This is a genomic window from Serratia sp. K1WW1, from assembly GCF_055790865.1.
Genome location: NZ_CM147697.1, coordinates 2,762,839 through 2,785,734 on the forward strand (window position 1 = coordinate 2,762,839; position 22,896 = coordinate 2,785,734).

34 protein-coding genes are annotated in these 22,896 nt (G+C 52.5%); 28 read left to right on the top strand and 6 right to left on the bottom strand.

The genetic code is table 11. The annotated features are described in order from the left end of the window. From ACX9GU_RS12515 to ACX9GU_RS12535, 5 genes are all read right to left on the bottom strand, one after another. Positions 1-2,997, bottom strand: a complete 2,997-nt coding sequence (locus ACX9GU_RS12515) for a RecE family exodeoxyribonuclease (RefSeq protein WP_473194945.1) — start codon at positions 2,995-2,997, stop codon at positions 1-3. Positions 2,998-3,153: 156 nt separating this feature from the next. Next, positions 3,154-3,378 carry a hypothetical protein gene (locus ACX9GU_RS12520; RefSeq protein WP_173409103.1) on the bottom strand — a complete coding sequence of 75 codons (225 nt, stop codon included), beginning with the start codon at positions 3,376-3,378 and terminating at the stop codon, positions 3,154-3,156. A gap of 199 nt (positions 3,379-3,577) precedes the next feature. Then, entirely contained in the window at positions 3,578-3,772 is a 195-nt protein-coding gene (locus ACX9GU_RS12525) for a hypothetical protein (protein WP_253083478.1), read from the bottom strand. A gap of 18 nt (positions 3,773-3,790) precedes the next feature. Beyond that, entirely contained in the window at positions 3,791-4,282 is a 492-nt protein-coding gene (locus ACX9GU_RS12530; protein ID WP_473194946.1) for a hypothetical protein, read from the bottom strand. 223 nt (positions 4,283-4,505) lie between these two features. Continuing rightward, on the bottom strand, positions 4,506-4,895 hold the full coding sequence (locus tag ACX9GU_RS12535) for a helix-turn-helix domain-containing protein (protein WP_414825442.1): 390 nt from the start codon (positions 4,893-4,895) through the stop codon (positions 4,506-4,508). A gap of 92 nt (positions 4,896-4,987) precedes the next feature. Between ACX9GU_RS12535 and ACX9GU_RS12540 the strand changes: the two genes are divergently transcribed. The 22 genes from ACX9GU_RS12540 (at position 4,988) to ACX9GU_RS12645 (ending at position 15,829) form a co-directional block, all read left to right on the top strand. After that, positions 4,988-5,221 (top strand): transcriptional regulator, encoded by a 234-nt coding sequence (locus tag ACX9GU_RS12540; RefSeq protein ID WP_253083479.1) that lies wholly within the window; start codon positions 4,988-4,990, stop codon positions 5,219-5,221. Between the two features lie 10 nt (positions 5,222-5,231). Next, entirely contained in the window at positions 5,232-5,693 is a 462-nt protein-coding gene (locus ACX9GU_RS12545) for a toxin YdaT family protein (protein WP_473194947.1), read from the top strand. Between the two features lie 15 nt (positions 5,694-5,708). Next, positions 5,709-5,948 (top strand): hypothetical protein, encoded by a 240-nt coding sequence (locus ACX9GU_RS12550; RefSeq protein WP_473194948.1) that lies wholly within the window; start codon positions 5,709-5,711, stop codon positions 5,946-5,948. Between the two features lie 5 nt (positions 5,949-5,953). Continuing rightward, on the top strand, positions 5,954-7,063 hold the full coding sequence (locus tag ACX9GU_RS12555) for a DnaT-like ssDNA-binding domain-containing protein (protein ID WP_473194949.1): 1,110 nt from the start codon (positions 5,954-5,956) through the stop codon (positions 7,061-7,063). Positions 7,064-7,106: 43 nt separating this feature from the next. Beyond that, on the top strand, positions 7,107-7,550 hold the full coding sequence (locus tag ACX9GU_RS12560; RefSeq protein ID WP_473194950.1) for a replication protein P: 444 nt from the start codon (positions 7,107-7,109) through the stop codon (positions 7,548-7,550). A gap of 15 nt (positions 7,551-7,565) precedes the next feature. Continuing rightward, entirely contained in the window at positions 7,566-7,970 is a 405-nt protein-coding gene (locus tag ACX9GU_RS12565; protein ID WP_473194951.1) for a hypothetical protein, read from the top strand. Further along, positions 7,967-8,590, top strand: a complete 624-nt coding sequence (locus tag ACX9GU_RS12570; protein WP_473194952.1) for an ASCH domain-containing protein — start codon at positions 7,967-7,969, stop codon at positions 8,588-8,590. The genes ACX9GU_RS12565 and ACX9GU_RS12570 overlap by 4 nt, the downstream gene beginning before the upstream one ends. After that, positions 8,587-9,141, top strand: a complete 555-nt coding sequence (locus tag ACX9GU_RS12575) for an ead/Ea22-like family protein (protein WP_473194953.1) — start codon at positions 8,587-8,589, stop codon at positions 9,139-9,141. The genes ACX9GU_RS12570 and ACX9GU_RS12575 overlap by 4 nt, the downstream gene beginning before the upstream one ends. Next, a complete protein-coding gene (locus ACX9GU_RS12580; RefSeq protein WP_473194954.1) occupies positions 9,141-9,443 on the top strand; it encodes a hypothetical protein in 303 nt (100 codons plus the stop codon). Before ACX9GU_RS12575 ends, ACX9GU_RS12580 begins: the two co-directional genes overlap by 1 nt. Positions 9,444-9,677: 234 nt before the next feature. Beyond that, the gene (locus tag ACX9GU_RS12585) at positions 9,678-9,854 is read left to right on the top strand and encodes a hypothetical protein (RefSeq protein ID WP_473194955.1); all 177 of its coding nucleotides are present in this window, start codon (positions 9,678-9,680) and stop codon (positions 9,852-9,854) included. 60 nt (positions 9,855-9,914) lie between these two features. Next, on the top strand, positions 9,915-10,508 hold the full coding sequence (locus ACX9GU_RS12590) for a DUF1367 family protein (RefSeq protein ID WP_473194956.1): 594 nt from the start codon (positions 9,915-9,917) through the stop codon (positions 10,506-10,508). Beyond that, positions 10,508-10,795, top strand: a complete 288-nt coding sequence (locus tag ACX9GU_RS12595; protein ID WP_473194957.1) for a DUF1364 domain-containing protein — start codon at positions 10,508-10,510, stop codon at positions 10,793-10,795. Before ACX9GU_RS12590 ends, ACX9GU_RS12595 begins: the two co-directional genes overlap by 1 nt. After that, on the top strand, positions 10,792-11,352 hold the full coding sequence (locus ACX9GU_RS12600) for a DUF1133 family protein (protein ID WP_473194958.1): 561 nt from the start codon (positions 10,792-10,794) through the stop codon (positions 11,350-11,352). Before ACX9GU_RS12595 ends, ACX9GU_RS12600 begins: the two co-directional genes overlap by 4 nt. A 230-nt stretch (positions 11,353-11,582) precedes the next feature. Next, a complete protein-coding gene (locus tag ACX9GU_RS12605; protein ID WP_473194959.1) occupies positions 11,583-11,921 on the top strand; it encodes a hypothetical protein in 339 nt (112 codons plus the stop codon). Between the two features lie 99 nt (positions 11,922-12,020). Next, positions 12,021-12,413, top strand: a complete 393-nt coding sequence (locus ACX9GU_RS12610; RefSeq protein ID WP_473194960.1) for a putative holin — start codon at positions 12,021-12,023, stop codon at positions 12,411-12,413. Then, complete coding sequence (locus tag ACX9GU_RS12615) at positions 12,410-12,685, top strand: phage holin family protein (protein WP_473194961.1); 276 nt, start codon at positions 12,410-12,412, stop codon at positions 12,683-12,685. The genes ACX9GU_RS12610 and ACX9GU_RS12615 overlap by 4 nt, the downstream gene beginning before the upstream one ends. 4 nt (positions 12,686-12,689) lie before the next feature. Further along, positions 12,690-13,313 carry a glycoside hydrolase family 19 protein gene (locus ACX9GU_RS12620; protein ID WP_473194962.1) on the top strand — a complete coding sequence of 208 codons (624 nt, stop codon included), beginning with the start codon at positions 12,690-12,692 and terminating at the stop codon, positions 13,311-13,313. Beyond that, the gene (locus ACX9GU_RS12625) at positions 13,310-13,669 is read left to right on the top strand and encodes a DUF2570 family protein (RefSeq protein WP_473194963.1); all 360 of its coding nucleotides are present in this window, start codon (positions 13,310-13,312) and stop codon (positions 13,667-13,669) included. Before ACX9GU_RS12620 ends, ACX9GU_RS12625 begins: the two co-directional genes overlap by 4 nt. Further along, positions 13,617-13,844 (top strand): Rz1-like lysis system protein LysC, encoded by a 228-nt coding sequence (gene lysC, locus ACX9GU_RS12630; protein ID WP_473195171.1) that lies wholly within the window; start codon positions 13,617-13,619, stop codon positions 13,842-13,844. Before ACX9GU_RS12625 ends, lysC begins: the two co-directional genes overlap by 53 nt. A 109-nt stretch (positions 13,845-13,953) precedes the next feature. Beyond that, positions 13,954-14,223 carry a hypothetical protein gene (locus ACX9GU_RS12635; RefSeq protein WP_473194964.1) on the top strand — a complete coding sequence of 90 codons (270 nt, stop codon included), beginning with the start codon at positions 13,954-13,956 and terminating at the stop codon, positions 14,221-14,223. A gap of 229 nt (positions 14,224-14,452) precedes the next feature. Continuing rightward, positions 14,453-14,647, top strand: coding sequence for a hypothetical protein (locus ACX9GU_RS12640; RefSeq protein ID WP_473194965.1), 195 nt, complete (start codon positions 14,453-14,455; stop codon positions 14,645-14,647). A gap of 159 nt (positions 14,648-14,806) precedes the next feature. Next, on the top strand, positions 14,807-15,829 hold the full coding sequence (locus ACX9GU_RS12645) for a terminase small subunit (protein ID WP_473194966.1): 1,023 nt from the start codon (positions 14,807-14,809) through the stop codon (positions 15,827-15,829). A 34-nt stretch (positions 15,830-15,863) separates the two neighbouring features. Here the strand turns inward: ACX9GU_RS12645 and ACX9GU_RS12650 are convergent, their stop codons facing one another. Next, positions 15,864-16,076, bottom strand: a complete 213-nt coding sequence (locus ACX9GU_RS12650; RefSeq protein WP_473194967.1) for a HEAT repeat domain-containing protein — start codon at positions 16,074-16,076, stop codon at positions 15,864-15,866. 75 nt (positions 16,077-16,151) lie between these two features. Between ACX9GU_RS12650 and ACX9GU_RS12655 the strand changes: the two genes are divergently transcribed. The 6 genes from ACX9GU_RS12655 to ACX9GU_RS12680 all read left to right on the top strand — a co-directional run bounded on the left by ACX9GU_RS12655 (position 16,152) and on the right by ACX9GU_RS12680 (position 22,894). After that, positions 16,152-17,771 carry a TerL protein gene (locus ACX9GU_RS12655; RefSeq protein WP_473194968.1) on the top strand — a complete coding sequence of 540 codons (1,620 nt, stop codon included), beginning with the start codon at positions 16,152-16,154 and terminating at the stop codon, positions 17,769-17,771. Continuing rightward, on the top strand, positions 17,771-19,291 hold the full coding sequence (locus ACX9GU_RS12660) for a DUF1073 domain-containing protein (protein WP_473194969.1): 1,521 nt from the start codon (positions 17,771-17,773) through the stop codon (positions 19,289-19,291). The genes ACX9GU_RS12655 and ACX9GU_RS12660 overlap by 1 nt, the downstream gene beginning before the upstream one ends. Positions 19,292-19,355: 64 nt before the next feature. Next, positions 19,356-20,060: a phage head morphogenesis protein gene (locus tag ACX9GU_RS12665; RefSeq protein ID WP_473195172.1), complete on the top strand. Its 705-nt coding sequence runs from the start codon at positions 19,356-19,358 to the stop codon at positions 20,058-20,060. Between the two features lie 2 nt (positions 20,061-20,062). Next, the gene (locus tag ACX9GU_RS12670) at positions 20,063-21,376 is read left to right on the top strand and encodes a DUF2213 domain-containing protein (protein WP_473194970.1); all 1,314 of its coding nucleotides are present in this window, start codon (positions 20,063-20,065) and stop codon (positions 21,374-21,376) included. Positions 21,377-21,380: 4 nt separating this feature from the next. Then, a complete protein-coding gene (locus ACX9GU_RS12675) occupies positions 21,381-21,860 on the top strand; it encodes a structural cement protein Gp24 (RefSeq protein ID WP_473194971.1) in 480 nt (159 codons plus the stop codon). After that, positions 21,860-22,894 (top strand): DUF2184 domain-containing protein, encoded by a 1,035-nt coding sequence (locus tag ACX9GU_RS12680; RefSeq protein ID WP_473194972.1) that lies wholly within the window; start codon positions 21,860-21,862, stop codon positions 22,892-22,894. The genes ACX9GU_RS12675 and ACX9GU_RS12680 overlap by 1 nt, the downstream gene beginning before the upstream one ends. Positions 22,895-22,896: the final 2 nt, after the last annotated feature.

Here is a 22,896-nt window from a genome sequence, read left to right on the forward strand (position 1 = left end):
TTATGCAATACGCAGCGCTTCAAGGCGGCGGCGGTCAAAATCGTTCAGGTCGTCCACAATCTCTTCAGTGATCGGCGCTGGCCATATGTTGGTGTCGTACGCTTGCTTGATTTCGCGCAACACCTCTTTGTACTCAAGGCGGCCGAGTTCTAGCAGGTCGGCTGATGCTTCAACGATCGCCACCCAGTTGTAGCCCTCGTCCTTGTTCACGAAAATCCAAAAGAACTGATCGAAAGCTGCCACATCGGAATACATCGCTGCGCTGAGGTGGTAGTCGCGTTCAATGATTTCTCTGTGCAGCCTCGCTCTTATGGCTCCCTGCTTGACGTTCCACATGCTGATAGTCTTAAGGTCAAACCCAATGCGTATGCCATCAAGGTCAATTTCAAGGTCAGGGCGCACGCGGATCTCCATACCGGTATCCTCGTCATACCCGAAATAGCTGGCTTCAACGGTGCGCTGTGGGTGTTGCAGCATTGGACCGGATGATGGATGGTTGAATAAGGCGTGTTGAATGGCCTTGGCCTCCAGCATTTGCTGTTGGGTCACCAGCACGCGATCGTCGTCAGTGTTGCGCCACTGCTCGATTAGTTCGTCGGCAAAAACAGCGTTCGGTAAAATTGTCTTAATGCGGGCGGCCATATCCTCTTTGCTGCCGCTGACCGCTAGCGGGGAAGGAATAGCCAGTTCAAGTTTTACGAACTCAGGATCGATGATTGCCAATTGTTCGAGCAATGCTTCGCGGCCGCCGCTTGTTTTCAGTGGAGTCGGCAGCGTGGCGTTATATTCCTTGATGCAAGCTTTCATCGCTGTTGCAGTTGGTTTTTGATCCTCCCCAATGCGCTGAAACTCGGCTGGTAGCAGGGTATAGAACTGTCCGATTTCGTCAGCATTTCCGCCCAAGGCATAAGGTGTCTGCAGCGTGGCGTTATGTGCATCAATGATCGAGAGCAGCGTGTCAGAATCTGTCATTTTTGGCAGACTGGCATTGTGCTTATCGATAAATTCGCGCATCGATGCGGTGGTGGTAAACGCCCCTTTGGGGATAATTGGTTCGATGCTAAATTCTTGCTCCAGCTTTTCAGGCTCCAGCGCCATGGTGTGCACCAGGTTGCCCAAGTCGAGAACTTTTGAGTGCACTTTCTTGATGGTTTTTTCGACGTGACGAGCATTGAAATACATCAATGAAACGCGGGCATCTTTCAGCATAGTGCTGCTGATGCCGTTCGCTGCGTGGTAAACGTCGTTCGGGATATCGTGGTACCGGCCAGGCTCGAAATAGGCCGGGAAAGTTACGGCAGGTTCTGCCGCTTCGCTGGCGATCTCCTCTGGAGCGGTTTCGCTCACTTGAGAGGATACCTCCGCAACTTTTTTGTTTTCGTGGGTGACGCTTTGAGGCTCTGCGCTACCTTCGCGCAGATAAGATTCAATGCGTTCGTTGATCAGATCAATCCGCTGGGATTTATCATCAAGCCAACCCTCGAGTATATCGCAGGTGAGGTGATAAATATCATCCTCGACCAGTTGCTTGAAGGGATCACAAGGCTCTATCTCTTTGGCCAGCAGCCTGGCGAGATATACGTGATTAAAATCGCCAGCTTTTGTGAGAAGCTCCTCGACATCAATCACACTCATCACTGACGTTTTACCTTCAAGGGCAGTCATGATTTCGCGGCGTAGCCACGCGCTGCGTGTTGTTGGTTCGAGATCCGCAACTGCGTCCACTTCTTCTTTTTCGCCTTCATTTGAGGAGATTTCCGGCGCAGGTTCTGCTGATGCATCTTTAAGCGGGGAAGCCTCAAAGAGTGCGGATACGTCGAATTGGCCGCCCCCCATGCTGACGACTTCTGGTTCAGGCTGCGGCTCTTCAATTTCTGGCTGCTCCAACCCCTCAGTGATTTCCTGTTCTTCCTGCTCAGGTACCGGCCCGAATTCGTAGACGCCATGATCGGCAAGATAGGCTTTAATCCACGTCGAAAGCGAACCAGGGAAGTGGTATAGGTCAGCAGATGGCGCATTGCGAACCACACCGAAAATAGACTCACGGCTGTATTTCAGGATGTTTGGAACGATACGGAGCGCCATTGACCAGCGTTTGAAATCTTCGTCATTGTTTTCGATTTTTTTCTTCGCCCAGCGGTCGATCTCACCTGCGATATTTTCGAAATCAACATCACCCACCCACAGAGCTGAGGCGATTTCGCGATCTAGGAGTTCGTAGGTCTGCTGGTAGCCGCGTTTGAAAACGACTTTGCTTTCGGCATCGACGACAGTTGTCGTGCGTGGCAGTTCTGGCTCTGGGGTTTGTGTGGCATTGGGTGTTGTCTGCCATTTAGAAATGACAGACTGGCGATCATCTACCTTTGCATTCAGGTATTCAGTTGCAAACTGACTAATTTTGCCTAGTTCTGGCGCTTTATCGAATGGCGGCCAGATGGCCTTCATGGCTGCAATGGCCACTATCGGCATGTCCGGGTAAACGTAATCGAACCCCTTAAGATTGGAGAGGGCCATGATGACGTTTTGCGGGTACCGCTGCGAGTCATCCATCATAAGCCTGGTTGCTGCTTTCAACTGTTCCCCTGTCATTTTCATGCAGTCACGGCCAAACAGCCACGCGGCGGCAATCACAGTATGCTTGTCGAGGTCTATTGCTGAATATGTTGTCTCGTCTTTTGCTGGCGGTTTTGCGGTTACCTGCGGCAGCTGTTGCGCGGGTTCGGTAACGATCAGCTCCCACGTCAAACCATCATCACCTAAGCAATAACGGTCACACCAAGGTTCACTGAATACACCTTCGATAGGCAGGTCGTCGACCACCGGGAAGTTTGTGCGAACTGGTTTGAAATACTCTTTCGGATCCAGCTCGGCATCTTCAATTTTGTTTTCCAGATCGCGCAGCGCCCGGGCGTCGTTCTTCGCTTCAAAATAAATGAACAGGGAAGGTTTGCCGGATTTTTGTTTTGCCTTGAGATAATAGGCATACATGTTTTGCATTATGCAATTCTCCTGAATTTAGGTAGAATGCAGTCGATCATTGACTGCGATAGTGGTCATTGGTTATGTCTCGGTTGCTGGGGGTGGTTCCCCGGCTACCCATCCCCCAGATGTAAAATGGGTAAGATGGCCCGCCTAGCGCGGGCTTTTTTACGTCTAATCGTCATAGCTCCGGTTGCAGTGAGGGCAGAAGCAGATCAGCTTGCTGCCAGCCTCTTGAACTGAAATGCCAGTAGGGCGCGCGGATGCGGTTTGTTGCTGATAAATGTCCCGCTTGCAGCGATAACAAATTCCATCAAGTGGCGCGAAATGTGGATATTGCTTTTCTTTGCAATATTTGGCCTGCGCTTGCCGGGCCACTTCCGAGTTAAAAGTTTTCACATCTACACCTCGTTAAATAATTGCGATTTGGTGCCTTTCAGGCGTGGGGATCCCGTGGGCAAAGTAATTGCCCGTCAGGTGCCGGTTATTTTTTAATTAGAAAGTGCAAAAATTAGAAAGAACACAAACGCCCAGAACAAAGAACAACCGATGATTATGTCCTTCCAAACATGTCGCCGAATGGTCATGGTTTATACCCTCAATGGGTGCCAGCAGGTTCGAAATCCGCCGGTATGCCGGGGGCTTCGAATGGTGCCTTGATGGCCCGCAGGTTACCTGTCGGTTCGAACCGGTAGACGCTGCGTGTGTGGTCGAACGAGGCAACCCAAGGCGCGCCGGTGCGCTTATTGCGGAGGGTTACCGCTTTGCCGCTATTAGGAACGATGGTATTCATTGGTTTATGTCTCGGTTATTACTGCAGTGAATTAACAGCGTTGTAGAACTCTGGGATCCGCTCCTTGCCCACAACGAAGAACATCACGGTATCGCCCGGTTTCTTGCCGTCTTCCTCGTAGCCAGCGGAGCTGAAAAGCTCAACAATCAATTTTGCCAGCTCATGCGTTGCTTGCTTCTCACCTTCAAGGCACATCAGAACATTGCCTGCTGAGCCCAGATCGACATCGGCGAACAGCGGGTTCGTGCATTCGTAAGCCTTTACCGGCAGCGGAGGCATGGACTCCAGCTCAGCGACAACCTGCTTTAGCTTGGAGATATAGCAAGCGCGGATCTCGATGTGGTTTGCGCCGCCAAGCTCTTCGAAAATGGAATCCACTTTCTCAGATGCCTGAGGGAAGCCCGCCGCTGCCAGCTGCTCAACCAATTCCTCAAACTCACCGACAACGTGGCCGAAGCTGTTGGCCGATGTGTGGATGGAGGCCTTGATCATGTTGATAGCGATTTCCATTTTGTACTCCCTGCGATAGTGGTCATTGGTTATGTCTCTGCCGTCTTTCCGGCTGTCAGAACGTTTTCACCTGCTGCTTGATGTGAGTAAGTAAACAACAACTTTACCGAGTGGTCAAGAAAATATTGTCTAAATGGTAAAGCGTGGATTTACTCTTGATGTGCGGGCATAAAAAAACCGCCACAGATGGGCGGTTTGATGGGGTTTTATGGCACTTAAGCTGCTATTCGATATCTTTAAATCTCTTGCGAACGTATGAGTCTACAAACGCATCCAGCTCTTTTAATCGCGCGCCGAATGCAGCGATCATGTTTTTTTGGTCTTGCTCTGGCAGTTGTCGGTATAGCTGGAGCATTTCTGCTTCGTTAGGGGTTAGTCCGCTACTCTCTTCAACATTTTCTCCCAATAGCCATGCAACGGAAATACCTGTTGCCTCAGCTATGGCTAATGCAGAGTTCTTACTCATGGTGCCAGTTCTGAACCATCCAGTAACTGCTTGCTTACTTACGCCAGCAATTCGAGCCATCTCTGACTTGGAGAGCCCTTTTTCGTTCAGTTCATTCAACCTGGCTATGAGGTTGGGATTTGCCTTTTTTATAGTCATACCTTGCATTGTAAACCTTTACTTTACGGTGCAAAAGAAAGAGGTTATTGACCGATTGGTAAATAGATGCTTTACTTTGCTTGATTCTAACGGAGGTTTTAATGACTGGTCTTAATCGAGCAATAGAAATTGCTGGCAATGCTAGAAAGCTGGGACAGGCTTTTGGCCTCAGTCGTATGGCCGTTTGCCTTTGGAAAAAAAACGGTGTCCCCGCTGATCGTGTACTGCCGATCTATAACACAACCGGAGTAACTCCTCACGAGTTGCGTCCTGACCTTTATCCCAATCCATCTGATGGATTACCGCAGCAGCAGGATACCTGCGTCGCCCCTTAAGGACTGATATATGGAAATCAAACACGAGTTGATCCGCGACGCGCTGCGCGGATGGGCCACGGAGGCCACTCAGCGCACGGTAGCAGCCGAAATCACTCGGGCTTACTTCGACATGAATCTGGACCTGCCACACCTGGACCAGATCGAACGTGCCGACGGCACTGTGGATTTTGCTGCATGGCACAACAACAAGCAGCAGATCTTCCGTTGGCTGGACAGCGACACAGCTGGCGCCCATCGGAAAATCGAAATGCTGCAGCCTGCGATCCTAGCCGCTTTACCGGCAGAACTGCGCGCCCGACTGGTTGCAGGCAAGAGCATTGAGTATTTGGCCATCCGTTCGCTGAAAGAGCACCAGGAGGCGATCGCCGCGGCTTTGCTTAACGCATCACCGGCTGACTTCGAACGAGAGTGTGACGAGGCCGAACGGAGCTTCCACGAACTACGGCGCGCATATTGCGCACTGCACTGACCGAGACATAAACCAATGACCACACATGATGATTTCCTGCAAAAGCAGATCGCCGCGCAGCTGCGTGAGGCGAAATACGAGGAGGCTGTCGCCATGTCGTCAGCCATGGCTGCTGTCGATCACCAGCGCAGCAACCCGCGCATAAAGCTGCCTGAGCTGCTGGCATGGGCGAAAATCCACGCGAAGCACAGCAGGCGGATAAAAGACAAGCCAGATCGCCCGCATGTTCCTGGGCGTCGCATGGGTCGGCGGTAACAAGTATGGCTAATAGCATGCCAAAAACTTTGCCTAAGAGTAAGGCAAGCAATGAGCCTTACCGCAAAGTAAAAATCACGATGTGGGATGACCCTAAATTCCGGGCGTTATCCCCATTGCCACCTAGCGGGCAGAGCTTGTTTGTTTATCTGCTCACTGGCCCTTTCACCGGGATTATACCTGGCCTGTTCAAGGCCGGGCGGGCAGCTCTGGCCGAGGAATTGGGGTGGGATGTCGAAGCCTTCGACTTAGCCTTAGGCGAAGCCTTATCCCTAGGGATGGTAAAAGCCGACACCCAAGCCAGAGTGTTTTGGCTTCCGAACGCGGCGAAGCATAACCCGCCAACATCGGTGAACGTCATCAAATCATGGGTGAGGGCGTTCGAATTATTGCCTGAATGTGACCTGAAATACGAGGCTCTGGAATCCATGAAAGCCGCATCACACGGCGTTTCCAAGGCTATGGGCTTGGCTTTTGATACGGCATTCACCATGGCAAAACCTTTGCCTAAGGATATGCCTAAGCCTTTGCCAAGCCCTTTCCAGAAAGCAGTAAGCAGTAAACAGATCTTAAAACCATCTCTCTCTGGCGCGAGCGCGCCGGGTGATTTTCCTCCTGATGAAAAACCAGGGGAACTACAGGAACCATGGGGCGACGACCTGCAAACGCCATTCGGTAAATTCGCCATGGCTGGTACTTGGGTACCGTCGGAACAGTTCCAACGGCAGGCGGCACTGTGGGGCCGGATTATCACAGGCCCAGCACCAGGGTACGAAGCCACAGAGCTGGCCAGTTTTATTTCATTCTGGCAGGCCGAGGGAAGGGTATTAAATCAAACCCAGTGGGAACAGAAATTTGCCGATCACGTGCTGTACGAACGGCAACGGGCGGCGGTAAGAAAACCAGCATCAACGGGAGGTTCAAATGCGACAAGAGCAACAGCAGGCGTTACCGCTCAGCAGCAGGTCAGGGCTGCACGAAACGCAGAGCGGGAAAGACAGGGGCTGGCTCCTTTGGGAGACGATGGCGGGGATTTATGCGAACCGCTGGGTGAGCAAGAACGGGGTACAGCCTTCCATGATTTGGGTCCAAACGATTTCGCGGTTCTCGAATGAGCAACTGGCGTTCGCTGCCAAGCGGTGCATGGAACGCTGCAGTGTGGGCAACCACTGGCCACCAGACCTTGCCGAGTTCACGGCGATTGTCGGCGAGTGCACGGCCAACCCATTCGGGCTCACCGCCGAGGAGGTCATGGCGGAATACAAGCGTTGGCGCAACGAGTCATGGCGCTATGAATCGTCGGAAAGTTTCCCCTGGAAACACCCCGTGTTGTTCCAGATCTGCACCGAACTGCGTAGGGCTGGTGTTGACCGAAAACTAGGACAGGCCGAGCTGGCGGCGCTGGCCGGGCGTCAGTTGGCGAAATGGGCCAAGCAGGTCGAAATGGGCTTTTCAATCCCGCCGATCCGCAAAACCAAGGCGCTGGAGCATCGGCCACCAGGCGAATCACAGATCGCCGACGCCGACGGGGCTTACAAGAAAAAAGGCATGGAACTGTTGGCGAAAATTCGCGCCGACGCAAAAAGTAAAATCGTTAAATAACCGAGACATAAACCAATGACCAATAAAACAAGCCAAAAATACAGAATTACAACCAAGCAGTTTGTCGATCTGATCCAGTGCAAAGAACTGAGCACCAGCGAAATTTACAAGCTGGCGCACCAGGCTTATCCCGGCAATGACTTAACGCGCGCCTCAATCGTAACCCGGCTGCGGAATATGGTCAGATCACCGAATGCCGAGATCGTCGTAGTAGGCCAGGGTAATCAGGCGCGATACACCTTGATCCATGCCAGCGAGCGGTTTATGGCTCGAGCCGAGATAAATCATCGCTCTAATTCCCAATACACCCCTGTCGATAAACGGCTCTGGCACTTCAACTCTGTTGAACTGCGTTTTTGCCATCTGCACAAAATGTTCGATCAGGCGCTGGCATCGGTCCAGGGGAGGGCGTCAGCATGAAAGGGCGCCCTATGCTTTTCAACGGCGAAATGGTTCGCGCAATTCTCGACGGTCGCAAGACGCAGACGCGGCGTGTGATAAAGCCGCAACCTGATGTAAGTGAGCAAGGTAATCTCAAGGGCGACTGGCTGTCCATGCCACTCGATGGCCTAATATTGCCACGTTTACAGGACATCACGATCCATTGCCCCTTCGGCCAGGTAGGCGATCGGCTGTGGGTGCGCGAGACGTTCCGGTTATTCGACAAGTATCAGGAATGCGGCTGCTCAGATTTTCCGTGCAACTGTCCATCGCATGGCACCCCGATTTACCGAGCATCACACAACGATTCCGAGGATAAATGGACGCCATCAATCCACATGCCGCGCAGTGCCTGCCGTCTGGTACTCGAAATCACCGGCGTGCGAATAGAACGCCTGGACGACATCAGCGAGAAGGATGCGCTGGCTGAAGGATTCGCCAGTGACGCGACAGTTACCGAGTCGGGTGATGATTACACCGGGCTATATGCCAGCGATCGTTTTTCCGATACGTGGCAAAAATTATATGGGCAGAAAAGCTTGTTAGAAAATCCCTGGGTGTGGGTGATCACCTTCAAGCGCGTGGAGAGTCAGGTATGAGCAAAATTAAAATCACACTTGAAGATGCAAAAGCAGAGCTTCGGGACGCAGCCACTGGCCCACGTAGCGAGCATTGGAGTTACGCCCCAGCGGTCAAGGCTCTGCTCAATAGCCATGACGAGCTGCTTTCGATATTAGGCGAAGCGACAGCAGCGCTGGAGGAGAAAGACAAAACGCTGGCGCTGGTTCGCGATCAACGCGATAACGAACTCCGTACCAACACAGAGCTTGAGCAGCTACTACAGCAGCCAGCGCTTGCAGATGTCATTGCAGAACGCCAGCGGCAGATTAGCGCCGAGGGATGGACACCCGATCATGATGACAAGCATGACTTCGGGGAGATAGCAGCCTTTGCTGTGCTTTATGCAATGCCAACATACATGCGTAAAATTTTCGTTAGGGGTGGAGGAACGTTGGGCGAAATATTCCTACCTGCTGGCTGGAAGCCAAAATTTAGCAATCGTCGTAAGAATCTGGTGAAGGCAGGAGCGCTAATCTTGGCAGAGATTGAGCGCCTAGACCGTGCAGCGGCTAAGGTCGAGGGGGAGTGATGATTAGTGCAATTAAACCTGATGGCCCATTCGTTCTGATGACGCTCGAAGGAGAGGATATTCTTTATGACGAGCGTGGCATCGTGATGATGAACGGGAAGCCGAAATGGATCGGAGTTGGTCGCCTATATTTTGAATGCGACCTTGGCGAATACAAAGCCAAATACTGGACGAAAGATATCAACAACGCCCACACGTTCAGCACAATAGATGAGGCGACGACACAGCTTTGCAAGATGAAGAATCCGCACTTAATCAAGGTACGCAGGTTATCGCCAAGAGCCAAAGTTGAGGGGGAGTGATAAGCCGGTCACCGAGTTTAGATAAGAGAAATCTCGGGAAGTCAACCTGGTTCTGTTGTGTGGTGAGGTAAGTAAAAAGAAACTCTCAGGGATGATAGTTTCTTATAAATCAGATAATTGTGATTTAAATCAGTATTTTAATAGCAAGTATTTGATCAATTTTATTTCTGCTGATACTGTGTTTATATACAGTAATTCCTTTAGCGATCAGTGAAACGATCGATGAGGTGGAATATGTTTACAGTGGAACAATTTTTGAAGTTATTACCATTCACCGGGAGAGCAGTGGTTTATATGGATCGTGGCGAAGCGCAATCAGTGTTAGTTCTCACTGATGGGCAAGTCATGGCCGATCTGTCGTTAATGATCGAGTTAGTCAAACGCGCGGGCTACGACGTCCGTAAAAAGTGAGCTACACTACACACGTCAGCCTGAACAGCTGATCACCTGCTGCGTCTTGGAGTGAACACCATGGCGCAGTTACAACTTATCAAGCAATCATCTGGAATACTGATCCCGGCCAGCCCGGAGACCAGCGAATTCCTGCAAACGAAATGCAAGCTCGGCGCCGTGCTGGTTGCCGACTTCAAGCAGGTGCGTAATCCGGCATTTCATCGCCGCTTCTTCGCGCTTCTCAATCTGGGTTTTGAATACTGGGAACCTACCGGCGGCGCGATATCGAGTAATGAGCGCAAGCTGGTGACCGGCTATGCAAAATTCCTCGCTACTTTCGGTGGCAATGAGTCCGCGTTATTAGATGCAGCTGATCAGTACCTGGATCGCATCGCAGATCGACGGACTGGCAGTATCAGCGCGTGTAAATCCTTCGATGCTTACCGGGCATGGGTGACCATTGAAGCCGGGCATTATGACGCGATCCAGCTTCCAGACGGTACCTTACGTAAGCACCCCCGCAGTATTTCGTTCGCCAACATGGACGAAACGGAATTTTGTTACCTCTACAAAGCCGCGCTTGATGTTCTATGGCGCTGGATCCTGCATAAACCTTTCCGCGCGCAGCACGAAGTAGAGAACGCCGCGGCACAGCTGATGAATTTCGCATAATGGCAAATCTACGAAAAGCGGCCGAGGGCCGAGACTGCCAGATCCGGATCCCTGGAGTATGTAATTTCAATCCCTACACCACCGTGCTGGCGCATTACCGTCTGGCTGGCACCTGCGGAACCGGAATAAAACCCGATGATGCCCAGGGCGCTTGGTCCTGCAGCAGCTGCCACGACGCGATCGATGGCCGCATCAAAACCGAATATGACCGTGAAACCCTGCGTCTGTACCACGCCGAGGGCGTATTTCGCACGCAAGCAATTCTGAGAAAGGAAGGAAAATTATGATTTATCCCGAGCATAAAGGCCGCGGCGACGGCAAAGAGCTGCACTTGCGTGCGCTGGAACGTGTGTTTATCCAGGGTAAGCTGAAAATGTGGGGCCGGTGGTCGGGCATGGCCAAGTTCGGCAGCGCCGGGAACATGTTCAACATGCTATTGGCCAGCAATGCGGTGACAAAAACCGCAATAGCCAAGGCGCTGCGGGAGCTCAAGCTGGCCGGGATGGAAGAAGGGGAGATGCACGCGTATCTGCTCGACCTACTGGAGGGGAAGCAGAAAAGCAGCCTGGCATTCTGCACCGACCAGGAGGCGGCCACGATAGACGGGGTGATCGGCAAGACGCTGCTGGCGCACCCTGGGCTGATGCACATCATCCATGAACGCTATACCGGCAAGGGGAAAAGCAAGAAGGCAATGGCCGCCGACCTGCATGACATACGGCCTGACTGGTGCCTGCGGACGTGCGAAACGCGGATCGACGTATGGCTGAAAACGGCAGAGTTCATGATGTACCTGCCGATGAGCGATGCATTTAATTTCGATGCTGACCGATATAAGCGTTGACTTTGCGCGGAAATCGATTAAATATGTATATGCTTCGCGAAGTTATATCCGCAGCGACAAATCCAAAAGAAACCCGCCAATAGTGCGGGTTTTTGCGTTTCTGGGGTTCAGGAAACTGAGCGGTTGTACCATGAACGGTACAACCGTCCCGAATATCACTAAACCTTTCTTCTTGAGATACTGTTCATCCAAACAGTGGTTTGGGTTAAGCATCTAAAGAGGAAAGAACTATGTTCGTTAAAGAAACTCACTATTTAGACAATGGCTACGTGTTTACTGTTCCTCCCGTCTCACATCGTCGCCTGTTCAGTGTTCCGCTGTTGCTTGCGACTGCGCCCGAATATAGATCAAAGGCATCGCAAAAGTTGAAAGTTAACGGTGCCGTTGTTACCGAGGCTTATGCCGAAGCCTCTCAAAATCCCGTACAAAGCATGTTTACGCAGACACGCTGTAGTAGTTGGGTTGGTTATATTGAGCCGAATCAAACCATTACGATTCAGGCTGAAGCGTGGGGGTCAGACGGTGGGCATACTCCTAAAGGTTGTATCGTCATGATCGGCGACGAATAAAACCAGAATAGTATCCATAAGCCTCGGCATAGTCTGAGGCTTTTTATATCTAGCGCCCGGCGTTTTGCTGAGCGACACAGCAAACGTTAAGGAGCAAATATGAGCGAGCCGATTTCCGGCACCGGGGCGGCGGCAGCTGCGGTAACTGGCGTGACAATAGTCGGGGTGTTCTCCAACCTTGATCCTGCTGTCGTCGTCGGCGCATTTGCAGGGGCGGCGGTTTTCGTTCTGTCTTCGAGTGACCTTTCCAACTTCAAAAAAGTGTGGATGTTCGTTGCTTCGTTCCTGGCTGGGATGTTCTCTGCTGAATTCTTCGCAGACGTGATCGAGGCCTTCCTTTCCGTGCTGCCAGGAAAACACATTGAAGTAGGGGACACGATCGGAGCGCTAGTGGGCGGTGCCGTTGCAGTTCGCCTGCTGATGTACCTCATCGCTAAATCTTCTGATCCAACTGCACTGGACGAAATTACCAGGCGAGGGGGGAGACCGTGAATGAATACCTGCTGACGATTAACGCTATTGCCTGTGGTGCAACAGCCTTCCGCCTGATGGCCTATCGCCGAAACGGGGCAACGCATCGGCCCATGGTTACGGTCTTCGCCTGGATGCTGATAGTGGCCAGCGCATCAGTAACGATCCGCACGCTGACGGGTGATTATCACGTAGCGAACTGGTCGGAAACCCTCATCAACGTTGCTTTATGCATCGCTGTGGTCCGCGCGCGCGGAAACGTCATGCGCATAGTGAACCCTGAATCGAGATAACAAAATGACAAAAGACCAATTCCAATCGGCGGCCAACATTGGCGCCGGGTTAGCTGCGCGCTGGTTTCCGCACATTGATGCCACTTTTAAAGAATTCGGCATCACATCAGCTGTAGACCAGGCGATGTTTATCGCCCAGTTCGGCCACGAGTCTGGCGGTTTCACCCGGGTGGTGGAGTCGTTCAACTACGGCGTTGCCGGACTGCAATCCACGTTCGGTAAATACCTGTCAAAAGACCAGTGCGCGATGCTGGGCCGCCAGCGTGGTGAAAGTGTGGTACCGGTCAACCGGCAGGCGGCGATCGCCAATCTCGTTTACTCAGGCCGGATGGGTAACAAAGCTGCTGGGGATGGCTGGAAATACCGCGGGCGTGGAATTCCGCAGATTACCGGGCTGAATAACTACCGCGCTTGCAGCACCGCATTGAAAGCTGACTTTGTGCAGGTGCCCGAGCTGCTTGAGCGTGACGAATATGCAATGCGCGCCGCCGGGTGGTTCTGGACTGCTAATAAATGCGGCCGGTTCGGTGCAGACGTCGCGGCAGTCACGAAGGTGATCAACGGCGGCCTGAACGGCATCGATGACCGAAAGGCTCGTTTCGAAATCGCCAGCAAGGCGCTGGCATGAGCTGGCTGACGAAATACGGGTTAATCGCCGCGATTTTGGGGGCCATCTTGTTCTCTTGGGCTAACTCGGTGCTGACCAGCAAACTCGATAAAGCCAACAAGGCTAACGAGCAGCTGGTGAAGGGCGTGGAAAGCAGGGACGAAACAATCGCTGTACTGAAAAAGTCCATCGACGTTGACCGGCGGGCGACCGAAGAACAATTACGGATAGAACAGCAGAAGAGGGCCAAGGGCGATGCTGAAAACAGAAAGTTACGCGAGGCCCTGGAGCATAGTGACGCTGGCAATCAGCCTTTGCCTGATGATGTTAAGCGTATCCTGCGCCGAGAGGATACGGCCCCCGCCAGCGCCCCCTAAGCTGATCTACGTGTACCCGCCCGCTGTACTGCTTCAACAATGCAAACAGACCCCGTTTACTGGTTCGACTTTTGGCGATGCTGTGCTGGCGCTGCAGGTTGCCCAGAACGAGCTGGACGTGTGCGCCTCTCGTGTTGAAGGGCTGATTAAGTGGCAACGGGGAAACAGTCAGTAAGTCGACATTCCAGAGCATCTATACACGATGGGGGCTCGATAATGCTAGTAATCTATTTATTGCCTAGTGCATTATTAGCCCAATCGAAAACATGTTATGCGAGCCTCTTATGTCCCTTAAGAACGAGTACAAAGGTTTCATAATTGAAATGGATGCCGAAGAGGAGCCAGGAGTATGGATTGCCTTTGCTGATGTTAAAGAGTTAAAAGGTGATGTTATGGTTAATGTGTTCCCTCAGATTAAGAAAGTATTCCCTCGCCCAGGGGATGGGTTCATCAACGCATTGGCCTATGTGAGAAAGAGGGCCATGTCTAAAATTGATAGATATCTTCTGCGTAAAAAATTGATAAGTATATTTATGTGTAAAAAGTGCAAATAGAAGGCTGTTTGGTTGAAGAGTAGCATTACAGGTGGCATTCACAGAGAGTGTCATCGACAATGCACAACAACCAAGAGGCCTGCATGAGCGACGTCGCCAGGCTGATCCGCCGCTTCATCACCACAAAAGTCACCTTTGTTCACGATAACCATTGAAAAATTATTGTTAATCCCCATTTATGATTTGTTGCCTGCCATGTTGGCAGGTTTAATAAATGGAGATTATGTTAATGTCGGAAGAAAATCGCAGATGTAAAGTTACCTCGATGGGTACAGTAGCTGAAGGAACGTTCATAAAATTTGCTCCAGTTGCAGCTTATGATGAAGCCAACCAATTACACACACCAGAAAGGGCGATTGTAGAATTGGATAACGGGAGAGTTGTTACTGTTAATCCTGACGAAATTCGGTTTATTAAAAATTGATTGAATACACTTTACTAAGCCGCCTCCGGGCGGTTTTTTGTTGTCCATCACAGAGCGTCTATCCAGGCGCTGCGTAATGCGCAAGCAAAGCCATCAGCAACACCTACCGGCTACCCTGGCCACGGTTGGTAATGGCTTTTTTATTTTACGGAGAACGCTATGACAAAGCCGGATGAGGGAGGCCTCAAGCGCGACTACTGTGCTGGTCAACTTTCTCTCCGCGACATGGCAGAGATATACGGTATCAGTGAGGGGGCGATAAGAAAGCGCGCCAAAAAAAACAACTGGGTACGCGCTGAGAAATCAGGTACGCAAAAAGGTACGCAGGTACGCAAAAGCGGTACGCAAAAGGGCAAGGTGCGTACCAGCACCAAATCGAGCGATAAGCACCTGGTCCCAGATAGCGAAATACCACCGATTGCAGAATGTGTGGATGGTGAGGAACTAGCGTTAGATCCGCACAAGTACGGGCTCAACGATTTGCAGTGGCGCTTCGTAAACGAATACCTCATCGACATGAACCGAACTGCAGCATACAAGCGAGCAGGCGGCAAAGGTGAAGGTAACACGGCATACGTAAGCGCAAGCAGGATGTACAGAAATGCTAAGGTCAGCCGTGCCATAGGCGACGCACTGGAAGCCAGGGAACGCAGAACGCAGATCACCCAGGATGAAGTCTTGAAACTGTGGTGGGACATCGCCACCGCCGACGCTAACCAGATCACCGAATATCGCCGGTTGTGCTGTCGTCACTGCTGGGGCTTTGGGTTCCAGCATCAGTGGCGCGACATGGTGGAGTTCGAGGAGAAGCGCCTGGAGGCTCTTGAAAAAAAACGGCGGGAACCTTTAGACACCGGCGGTTACGGCTTCGACGCCACACTGGATCCGAACCCTGACTGCCCACGCTGTAATGGTGCCGGTGAGGGGCGCGCCCACTTTCACGATACGCGTGATTTAAAAGGGGCAGCCCGCCGCCTGTTCGCTGGCATCAAAGAAGGGAAGTTTGGTATCGAGGTGATCACCCGCAATCAGGACGACGCACTGAAAATGGTTGCCCAGCATCTTGGCATGATAAAAACCAAGACTGAATTGAGTGGCCCGGACGGCGGACCGGTTAAAACTGAGAGCGTCAACATGACGACGGAAGAGGCTGCGGAGTTTTATCGGAAAATGATGGGGTAAACCGCCAAGGATATGGCGGTTAGCCAAACGTAAATTACGTTTTCATTCGGGGGCGCGATACTCGCCCTAACGCCTTAATAGCAGCCAACTGCACATCGAGGTCTGAGTCGTTGCTTAATTCCAGTAGCCGATAAAGCACAGATGATGAAGCGCTCCCTGCTTCTCCAAGTGCGCTAATAGCTGTGATTTTAATCGTCTTGGTTGAGTTGGTTAAGTTCAAAAGTCTTTCGGTAACATCACTTCTCATACATCCTCCATTGATTAGTAAGCGCAATTAATATGTGGCTTTAATCGGTGAAGTACAAGACGTACAGGTCACGTTATGCCGATCCCATTCCCGTTCGACTTCAAAAACCCGGACTACACCCAGGTGTTCGAATGGCGGATGGAACGCCTGCAGCGCATCAGGGAGAACCCGGCAGCAGTTCCAGCACTGAAAGCCTTCTACAAGGACAACCCGGCCCAGTTCATTATCGACTGGGGGATGACAGTTGACCCCCGAAATGTTGAGCGTGGGCTGCCAGCACGGATCCCATTCCTGCTGTTCCCAAAACAGGAGGAGTGGATAGGCTGGTTCGTAGAGCATTGGCGCACGTCACGGCCCGGCATTACCGAAAAAACGCGTGATATGGGGATGTCCTGGCTGACCGTTGGCATGGCCTCCTCACTGTGCCTGTTCAACAAAGGCGTATTCGCCGGCTTCGGATCCCGTAAAGAGGAGTACGTCGATAAAATCGGCTCCCCGAAATCCCTGTTCGATAAGGCCCGCAATTTTATCGGCTTGCTGCCGGTAGAGTTTCGCGGAGGGTGGAGCTCAAAACAGCACGCACCGCACATGCGGATCCTGTTCCCTGAGACCGAATCAGCCATGACCGGCGAGGCGGGGGACGGGATAGGCCGTGGTGACCGCACCAGTTTCTACATCGTGGACGAGTCCGCGTTCCTTGAACGTCCATACCTGGTAGACGCCTCGTTATCGGCAACCACAAACTGCCGCCAAGACATTTCCACGCCAAACGGCATGGCCAACTCATTCGCCGAGCGCCGTCATAGCGGGAAAATTGACGTTTTCACATTCCATTGGCGTGATGACCCTCGCAAGGATCAGGCGTGGTACGACAAGCAGGTCGAAGAGCTTGACGCGGTAACTATCGCGCAGGAAATCGATATCAACTACAGCGCGTCTGTTGAAGGTGTGCTGATTCCATCGGCGTGGGTACAGGCGGCTATCGATGCTCACATCAAGCTGGGCATCGAGCCAACAGGGCAGCGCACTGGCGCGCTCGATATTGCAGACGAGGGCAAAGACACCAACGCATTCGCTTCGCGTTACGGCTTCCTTCTGGAGGACATAGACGAGTGGTCAGGCAAGGGCGATGACATCTTCGGTACCGTTCAGAAGGCCTTCGATTTCTGCGATGAGCAACAGCTCGATCACTTCCGGTTTGATACCGACGGTCTCGGGGCAGGTGCACGCGGTGATGCCAGGGTGATAAACGAAAGCCGTGATGCAGAGGGCATACCTACGATTGTCGCTGTTCCTTTCCGTGGCAGCGGCGCAGTGTTCGATCCTGAGGGTGAAGCGGTTCCCGGCGACAACGGGCGGCCAGCTCGCTTGAACAAGGATTTCTTTGCAAACCACAAGGCGCAGAGCTGGTGGGCGTTAAGAATGCGCTTCCTGAAAACCTATCGCGCCGTCGTGATGGGGATGGACTACGACCCAGACGAGATCATTTCCATTTCCAGCAAGATGAAGAAAAAAGACAAGCTGATCGTTGAGCTTTCTCAACCGACTTATTCAAAAAGCGGTGTAGGGAAAATCTTGGTGGATAAAAAGCCAGATGGCACCAAGTCACCTAACCTGGCCGATGCCGCAATGATCGCTTACGCGCCAATGGAAGCACCAATAGTCATTTCCGATGACATGCTGAGGAACATTTAATGTGGTGGTTTAAGAAAAAGCAAAAAGCCAGCGCACCTGAGCCGGTCCCGGTCACTGCGCCGCCGATAGAGATCAACGATCAGGCATTGGCAGATATGGGGGGGAAACGTCGTTACGAATACCGGCGTTACGAGCCACCAAAGGGTGTCTTGCCAGAGCAGATCCGCGGCGCAATTTTAGCCATGGACTCGACACCTTATGACGCCCTGAACGCCGCATATGCTGATTTCGGTTACTCGGAAGGAGAGTATGGCGGGTTCCCTGGTTACCCATACCTTTCTCAGCTCGCTCAACTCCCGGAATATCGGACCATGGTTGGTGTGATGGCTGAGGAAATGACGCGCAAATGGATAAAGCTGAAATGCGTGGGTGACGACGACAAGGCCGATCGCATGAAGGCCCTACAGGATGCCATGGAGCGGTATCGCATCTGTGAACTGTTTAAAGAGGCTGCGGAGCATGACGGCTTTTTTGGTCGTGGGCAAATCTACATAGACGTGCGATCGCCTAAAGGTGTTTCTGCATGGACCGATCCGGAGGAGTTGCAGTCAAAACTTTTCCTGTCGAACAAGAAGATCACGAAGGGGAGCCTGGTAGGGTTTCGCGTTATTGAACCCATCTGGACCTACCCGGGAATGTATAACGCTGACAACCCGTTAAGCCCCGACTTTTACAAACCTGCAATGTGGTATGTGATGGGAAAAACGGTGCATGACAGCCGGATGCTTAATTTTGTATCACGCGAAGTTCCCGACATCTTGAAAGCTGCCTATAACTTTGGCGGCTTATCAATGAGCCAGATGGCTGAGCCCTACGTCAACAACTGGCTGAGAACCCGTGACAGTGTGAGCGATATGGTTCACTCATTTTCTGTCAGCGGCATAAAGACAAATATGTCTACGGTGCTTCAGGGCAAAAATGACCCCAACATTAGAAAGCGCGCCGAGCTGTTCAACAGAACTCGGGATATTCGTGGCTTGATGATGCTGGACAAAACGAGCGAAGAGTTCTTCCAGTTCAACACGCCATTAAGCGGGCTGGATACCCTGCAGGCGCAATCGCAAGAACACATGTTCTTCGTCAGTCGGATCCCCTCGGTCAAGTTTGCCGGGCTTAGCCCCGCTGGGCTCAATGCGTCCAGCGATGGTGAAATCAAGGTGTTCTATGACAGCGCCAAGGCAGCGCAGACAGCAATCTTCAAAGACAACCTGAAGCGCTGTATGGACGTCATTCAACTGTCCGAGTTTGGCGACATCGACCCAGATATCACCTTTGAGTTCGAATCACTCGACGAAATGACGGATGAGCAAAAGGCTTCTATCCGCCGGACAAACGCCGAAACCGACAAGATTTATGCCGTCGATATTCAGGCGATCAGTAATAACGAGGTTCGCGAGAAAATAGCCAGCGACCCCGACAGCCCTTACCACTCGTTGGAGTTGACCGGTGAAATCGAAATCGAAGACGACGAAGAGGATTCTGGTACCGAACCGGAAGCAGAAACCGCAAACGCTACGTGAGGTGAAGCCCAACGCCGGTATACGGGCCGATTACCAGAAGCGCCTGGATAAAATCATCAAAGAGATGAGCGATTCAGTTACTTACTGGCTATCGGCCAATTACAAAAGCAGCGGGGCTGCCATGGCGATGGACGCCAGTCCCGCAATGCTTATGCGAGCTGCAATGCGAAAACTCGCCAGGCGTTGGGCAAAGCGATTTGACGACGTGGCAGAGCAGATCGCAAAGCGCTTCGCCACCGGGGTGATGGCCAATACCGACATAACCCTGACCAGCGCGCTGAATGCGGTGAATATTTCCGTGCCGTTTACCATGACATCCGAAATGAATAACGCGCTGCAGGCTGTTATTGGCGAAAACGTTGGCCTGATCCGCAGTATTCCCCAGCAGTACCTCAGCCAGGTGGAAACACTGGTCATGCAGTCTGTCAGCCGCGGGCGGGATCTCAGTACGCTCACTGACGAGCTGCAGGAACGGTACGGGATAACCCGGAGGCGTGCCGCGTTTATTGCCTTGGACCAGAACAACAAGGCGACCAGCGTTATGCAGGCCGCCCGCCAGCGTTCGCTCGGTTTCAAGCGGGGAATATGGCGACACAGCAATGCTGCCAAAGTGCCGCGCAAATCCCACGTCAAAGCCGACGGGAAAGAGTTCGATCTGGATAAGGGCATGCTCATCGATGGCGAGTGGATTATGCCTGGTGAAAAGCCGCGGTGTGGTTGTGGCTGGCAAGCGGTGATCCCCACCTTTGACGCCAATAATACGGAGTAACAATGACAACTGAGCTTCTGGCATTTGACAGGGGATCGGTGAGAAAACTGGATAAGGTTGGCAGGCTCCAAATTGAAGTGAGCAACATCAGCAAGGCTAACGTCTGTGGCTACTACGGGAGAGAAATCCCGAAAGCTGAAGAATTAGGCCTGGACCCTGACAAGCTTTACCAGCTCTACCGCGATCCCGAAGAATTAAAGAAAGCGGCATCAACTTTTAACAACATCCCCGTTCATGAAATCGTTCATAAACCCGACTTTCCGAATGATCCGCCACGCAATAACCGCGTTGGCGTGACGCATTCAAATTGCACGTTTGACGGTACCTACCTCATTAACGGGCTGTCCATTTGGGACAACTCAGCAATCGCCGGTATTGAGACAGAGGAACAGGAACAACTGTCATCCTCCTACCAATACCGAGCGGATATGACCCCCGGCACCACCCCCGATGGCGTCCATTTTGATGGCGTCATCCGAGATATTGTCGGGAACCACGTTTGCCTGGTCGGAACTGGCCGCGCAGGTGCCGACGTTGTTGTCGGCGATTCTCTCCCACAGGAGTTAAAACACATGAAGTTAGACCGTAAAGCCGTGGCCATCCGCGCTGCGTTGGGGGTTTATCTGAAGCCGCGACTGGCTCAGGATGCCGCCATAAAAGACCTGACATCGATCGTCAGTACCAGCAAGCGGCCGTTGGCCATTGCGAGCGCTGTCGTCACGAAATATACCGGCAAGCTGGCCGCTGACATGGAAATCGAACCGACAGAGCTGGCCCAGTTACTCGAATCTGCAGAGGCAGTGGTTGAGCCTGAGGAAGTCGAAGCCGCTTTCGATGATGCTGATGCCTGCGCCAGTGTGATGGCCCTGCTTGAGGGCAAGGTGCCAGAGGCTGTTCTGGCCACCATCAAGGCGGCGCTGACCCCAGCAGCCAATGACACCGACCCAAAAACAACCAAGGAGGATTTGGTGGACAAGCCTGCAATGGATGCCGCTATCAAATTGGCGGCCGACAGCGCAACGAAAAAAGCGACGGCGAATTTCAATGCGATCCGCACCGCTGAAACAGAGGTTCGTCCACTGATCGGCGACGTGATTGCAATGGACTCCGCTGAGGAGGTTTATCGCACGGCGCTGGAGCAGAACGGCGTCGATCTGACCGACGTTCACCCGTCAGCGTATCGCTCGATGGTGCAGTTCACCATTGCCCAAAAAAGTAATGCGGCAACGATCACGCCGCGCATTGCCATGGACTCTTCTGTTGAAACCTCTTTCGCCGAAGATTTCCCAACCGCTGGAAAATTAAAACGAGGTTAAGGCCATGGGCTTTCAAACAAAGATTAATCAGTATCTGGCGCCGGGTGTAGAAGGTGCCTTCGCGAGTAACAACCCGCATGCAAACTACCTGGCCGGTGAGGGGGCCCTTGTTGCCGGTGATGACGGACTCATGATCGGGCGCTTCGCCTGGGATGTGAGTGGTGTGGCATCAAATGCCGGTGCCGGCGCGCCATCGGGGTTCGTTCATCGTGATGGGCAGGCCTCTATCGTTGACTGGCTTGGCGCTGCATCAAACCTCATTCAGCCGGGCCGCGAAGTCACCCTCATGTCAGCCGGTGACTTCTGGGCGCGCACGTTGACTGCGGCAACCCGTGGCCAAAAGGTGTTTGCCTCATTGACCACCGGTCAAGTGCAAACCGGTGCCGCGGGCGCGACCATTGCCGGTTATGTCGAAACAGCCTTCTCTGTCGGTAGCGCAGCTGCCGCTGGCGAAGTTATCAAAATCAGCACCTGGAGCAAATAATGAATAAGTTCAAACGGCATTATCCGAAGGTAAACCGTGATTACGGGATTATCCTGCCGGGTGCGCAAGAATACCTGCCCGTTGAGTACGCCAGCGATTTCCAACTGGCCATGGACGCCCAACCGACGATGGTCACCACGCCTAACTCGGGTATTCCAGCGTATTTCACAAACTGGGTTGATCCTGACCTCATCCGCGTGCTGGTGACCCCGATGGTGGCCGCGGAAATCATCGGTGAAGTGAAAAAAGGCGATTGGACCACCCTGACCGCGCAATTCCCGATTGTTGAGTCCACTGGGGAAGTCAGCTCTTACGGCGACTACAACAACAACGGTTCGACCACTGCGAACGTCAACTGGGTACCGCGCCAAAGTTACCACTACCAGACCTTTACCCGGTGGGGGGAGCGCGAACTGGATATGTATGGTGCTGCACGGATCGGATACGCGGCAGAGCTGAACGTAGGCAGCGCCCTGACGCTGAACAAGTTCCAGAATAAATCCTACTTCTTTGGGATTGAAGGTCTGGTCAACTATGGATTGCTTAATGACCCTGATTTAACAGCACCAATCACCCCAGACGCTTCCGGCGCGGGAGGTAGTCTGCTGTGGAATGACAAGGGCGGTCAGGAAATTTATAACGACATTGTCAAACTCTACAAGCGCGCTGTTGCACAGGGCCGCGGCTATGTGAACCGCAAAACCAAGATGAAACTAGCCCTCACTCCTGATTGTGAGGCGAACTTCACCAAAACCAACATGTACAACGTCAACGTTTCAGACCAGTTGCAAAAGAACTTCCCGAACATGACCGTCGAAACAGCGGTGGAGTATGAAACGGGAGCCGGGAATATGGTGCAGTTGATTATCGAAAATCTCGGTGATACCGACACGGCGTACGCCGCTTTCACTGAGAAAATGCGTGCGCATGCGGTGATCCCTGAGCCATCCGCGTGGAAACAGAAAAAATCAGGTGGCACATGGGGCGCGATCATTCGCCAGCCTCTGGGCATTTCAGCAATGTTGGGGGTGTAAGC